At 51.4% G+C, this 4,344-nt stretch carries 4 protein-coding genes; 2 read left to right on the top strand and 2 right to left on the bottom strand.

What is annotated here, in order from left to right; genetic code table 11:
• The first annotated feature begins 106 nt into the window (after positions 1 to 106).
• Positions 107 to 1,255 (top strand): S1C family serine protease, encoded by a 1,149-nt coding sequence (locus COY37_RS02815; RefSeq protein ID WP_286677821.1) that lies wholly within the window; start codon positions 107 to 109, stop codon positions 1,253 to 1,255.
• 10 nt (positions 1,256 to 1,265) lie between these two features.
• A complete protein-coding gene (gene rlmH, locus COY37_RS02810) occupies positions 1,266 to 1,739 on the top strand; it encodes a 23S rRNA (pseudouridine(1915)-N(3))-methyltransferase RlmH (protein WP_286677820.1) in 474 nt (157 codons plus the stop codon).
• A gap of 85 nt (positions 1,740 to 1,824) precedes the next feature.
• Here the strand turns inward: rlmH and COY37_RS02805 are convergent, their stop codons facing one another.
• A complete protein-coding gene (locus COY37_RS02805) occupies positions 1,825 to 2,253 on the bottom strand; it encodes a BlaI/MecI/CopY family transcriptional regulator (protein WP_286677819.1) in 429 nt (142 codons plus the stop codon).
• A 214-nt stretch (positions 2,254 to 2,467) separates the two neighbouring features.
• On the bottom strand, positions 2,468 to 4,129 hold the full coding sequence (argS, locus tag COY37_RS02800) for an arginine--tRNA ligase (protein WP_286677818.1): 1,662 nt from the start codon (positions 4,127 to 4,129) through the stop codon (positions 2,468 to 2,470).
• Positions 4,130 to 4,344: the final 215 nt, after the last annotated feature.

Raw genomic sequence — 4,344 nt, 5'->3', positions numbered from 1 at the left:
CAGTGCAATAAACCTTCAATCTATATTTGACGCTGTACTTTGATATCCCGTTGTTTGTTTTATAAGATAGAAAGGGAATAAACAGGTAACAAGAAAGGATAGTACCTTGGAAGAGAAAAATACAAGAGAGGCCGGGCGGCCGGGTATGTCGTTAATTATCGCGGTTGCATTTTGTTCGGCGTTATTCGGCGGGCTTATCGCCACGTACGCCGTCCCTTATCTTTATGGAAGCACACCCGGCGATGTTTACGGCGGGCGCGTCTCGTACCCGGTGACCAATTCCAAAGAAATCATTAAAGTCGCCAAGGATGCGGTAAGCCCGGTGGCAGCAGTTGCTAAAAAGCTGCAACCCTCCATCGTCAACATCAACATAAAGCAGACGCTAAAGGATATTGCCCACCCCGATATTGTAAGCGGGGCCGGCTCCGGGGTGATATTCAGCTCTGACGGCTATATTATTACCAACGCTCATGTGGTGTCCGATGCGAAGGATATCTTTGTCACCATCGGTGCGGAAGAACTTAAAGGCAAGCTGGTTGCCGCCGATACGGAGACAGATCTGGCGGTGGTCAAGGTGAATAGAACCGGCCTGCCGGCGGCTGAATTCGGCTCAACCAAGAATCTTCAGGTGGGCGATCTGGCAGTCGCTATCGGCAGTCCGTTCGGGTTTGAGCACACGGTTACCTCAGGCATCGTTAGTGCGCTCAACCGTACCCTCAGCCTACCGGACGAGAATTCACAGCAGATCAACACCTATGCCAACCTCATCCAGACAGACGCACCGATAAATCCGGGAAACAGCGGCGGTGCGCTAAGCGATTCGCAGGGTCGCGTAATCGGGATCAATACCCTGATCGTCTCGAGCACCGGCGTTACTGAAGGCATCGGCTTTGCCATCCCCGTTGAAACGGCGGTAACGGTTGCCAGGCAATTAATAGATCAAGGTAAGGCAAGCCACCCGTATATGGGTATCCAGGGGCAGAACGCCAACAGTACCCTTCCTGTCGATAACACCTACGGCGTGGCAAAAGGCGCTATTGTAACGGATGTCGTGAAAGATAGCCCCGCCGACAAGGCAGGGCTGCGCCAAAAAGACATCATAGTGGCCGCCGATGGCAAACCGGTCGATACTATGGATGATCTGATTGCGCAAATCCGGCAAAAAAAGGTCGGCGATACCTTGCAACTTACGTTCTTGCGAAACGGTAAACAAAAAACCGTAAGCGTTGTCCTCGTTGAAAAACCAAAGCGTTAGCAGGGCTTAAGTGCGAATCCGGATTGTCGCGGTTGGAAAACTTAAAGAAGACTACCTCAAGCGGGGCGTTGATGATTATATAAAGCGCCTCTTAAGGTATGTAAAAATCACCGTTCAAGAGGTTGCAGAAGAAGACATTAACACCAAACCCGGGCCCGAGGTCAAGGCCAGAGAAGCGCAGAAACTTCAAAAGCAGCTTCAACCGCCCGAATCACGTTATATGATTGCGCTGGATATGCGCGGAACCGAGCTTTCGTCGGAGGAGCTTGCACAGAAACTGGAATCATTGATGGTCGCGGGAAAGAGTAACATCTCCCTTGTAATCGGGGGAGCGTTGGGGCTTGACGATTCGATACTACGGGCGGCCGACCTTCGTCTCTCGCTTTCAAAACTTACCTTTACGCATCAGGTAGCCAGGTTTATCATCCTCGAGCAACTCTATAGATCGTTCAAGATCATTAAGGGCGAGCCGTACCACTACTAAGAGAAGTAAAAGCGCTACAACCATGGTTATAGCGCACATCTTTTACTTAAGCCTATTGTTATACCTAATTCTATTGAACGCCCTACTAGCTCTTTACAAGCTCACCGTCTTTTAACTTGAGGGTTTTCTTGATCTTATCGATATTGCTCGCGGCTAGTCCGCTCTTGCTAAGCAAGAAGAGGATGGCAGGGGCCGGGTTGCCGCCCAGGACTTTGTCGATTACGTTGCTGATCATATTGTTCGCCATGTCCTCCCGGTTTACGTTTGGCGTATAAATATAGGCGGTACCGCTCCTATCCTGCTTCAAAACGCCTTTATTGGCGAGGCGGCTCATTACGGTCATGATAGTCGTGTAAGCAAGTCTTCTCTCGGGATAAATTTCCGCAAAGACGTCTTTCACGGATGCGCTGCCGATTTTCCAGACAACGCTCATTATATCGGCTTCAAGCTCTCCCAGGCCCGAACCGACGGCGACCCGATTTTTTCTTACGCGTCCGGTTGTCTTCTTTGCCATGTCCTACCTCCTAGTTTCCCTAGTACCCTTGTTAATGTGTATATGCTCCATGCCCCTAATGAAACGCTAGTATAAGCCACTATATGCGTACATATATCATTTAATTATATGACGATTAATCACAGTAGTTGGGATACGTATTTATTAGTCCTTACTCAGCTTACTTACCGTCAGTTTCAAAGTCAACTCACCCAATAGGTGTAATACTATCTTGTTACATCCGTTCCGGGGCGGTTACGCCCAGCATGCCAAGCGCGTTTCGCAAGACGGTCTTTGTGGCTTCACAGAGCGACATTCTGGCGGTCGAGAGGTCCTTATCCTCACCGACTACCCGGCACTTCGTATAGAAGAAGTGGAACGCGGCGGCGAGTTCCTGGGAATAGACCGTTAGCGGGTGAAGCGCTCTTTGACGGGCGGCACGCTCGAGCACCTCGGGCCATTCGGCGAGTTTCCGTATAAGATCAAGCTCCGGTTCTGTCTTAAGTAAAGAGTACTTTACATCCTCGTGGAGGCTCACCCCCTCGGCCTCGGCAAACCGCACGATACTCGATATCCTCGCGTGCGCGTATTGCACGTAATAAACCGGGTTCTCGTTAGATTGTTCCTTTGCTAACCGTATATCGAAATCAAGCTGGCTATCGGTGCTTCGCATGAGGAAGAAGAAGCGTGCGGCATCCTTGCCGACCTCTTCGAGCAGTTCGTCCAGCGTGACCATCTCGCCGGTTCGTTTCGACATCCTGACCGGTTCGCCGCCCCGCAAGAGGTTGACCAGCTGCCCGATAATGATCTCAAGCCTGTCTGCGGGATAACCCAACGCCTGTACGGCGGCCTTCATCCTTCCGATGTAGCCGTGGTGGTCGGCGCCCCAGATGTTGATGATCTTGTCGAAGCCGCGCTCGAGCTTGTTCTTGTGGTAGGCGATATCTGCGGCGAAATAGGTGGGCTCGCCGTTTGCGCGAATCAGCACACGGTCTTTGTCCTCGCCGAATTCGGTTGCCTTGAACCAGACCGCGCCTTCTGAGTCGTATACATAGCCATGCTCTCGGAGTTCTTCGATAGTCTTCGTGACGGTCGATAGTTCGTGAAGCACACGCTCGCTAAACCAGAAATCAAACACAACGCCCATATTCGCCAGGGTATGCTTGATGTGATCGAGCACCTGCATGTACGCCCGTTCTTTAAAGATGGCTTCCCTATCTTGCTCTGAAACGCTCATGTACTTGTCGTTGTCTTCGGCGATAATCTCGCGCGCAATATCCTTTATGTATTCGCCCCGGTAGCCTTCCTCCGGAAAGGGGACATCCCGGCCCAGGAGTTGGGCGTACCGTACGGCGACGGATTTCGCGAAGATGTTCATCTGGTTGCCGTAGTCGTTGATATAGAACTCGCGTTGCACGGTATAGCCGTTGGCGGAGAGCACATTGGCCAGCGTATCGCCGACCGCGGCCCACCTGCCGTGCCCGATATGCATCGGCCCCACCGGGTTGGCGCTTACGAACTCGACCTGGACTTTCTGGCCGGCGCCGATAGTCGAATGACCGTATTTCTCACCCTGCTCGCGAATCTGGGAGAGGACGTCGTAGAGCCACCGGTTGCTTAAGTAGAAGTTTATAAATCCGGGCCCCGCGATCTCTATCTTATCGAAATATGTAGCGGTATTCCCGAAGGAATCAACGATGATTTGCGCTACGGCGCGCGGCGGCATCTTGACGTTACCGGCCAGCACCAGAGCGGCGTTGGTCGCCCAATCGCCGTGCGCCTTCTCTTTGGGATGCTCGAGCACTACAGGAGGGATTTCTAGTAATGGCAGTTTTCCCTCTGCCTTTGCTGCCCCTATTGCCTGTTGTACTAATTGCTCTAGCTTGTCTTTTATCATTTCAGATATTGGTGCTCCTAATTATTGTAGTAAATATTGCTTACAAGTAATAAATTATACCAGTTTTTGTGGGGGAAGCTAAACTTACAATATTTTTGGATGGAGGATTAAAAAGATTGGATGTGTGCACGCCCACAGTAGGAAGGACTGCGCTAAGAACCGCGGTGGCTGAGGTAGTGCTCGAAGCAACAGTCTTGCAGGTTGTGCTCAACGGT

Origin of the sequence: Candidatus Aquicultor secundus, assembly GCF_002791875.1 — a bacterium.
Taxonomy (GTDB): domain Bacteria; phylum Actinomycetota; class Aquicultoria; order Aquicultorales; family Aquicultoraceae; genus Aquicultor_A; species Aquicultor_A secundus.
Note: the sequence above shows the minus strand (reverse complement) of the source record. Positions and strands in the feature narration are given on the sequence as shown.

Coding starts and splice junctions, on each gene's coding strand:
- COY37_RS02805 (WP_286677819.1), bottom strand. CDS start 2,253: ATGGCAAAGAAGACAACCGGACGCGTAAGAAAAAATCGGGTCGCCGTC.
- argS (WP_286677818.1), bottom strand. CDS start 4,129: ATGATAAAAGACAAGCTAGAGCAATTAGTACAACAGGCAATAGGGGCA.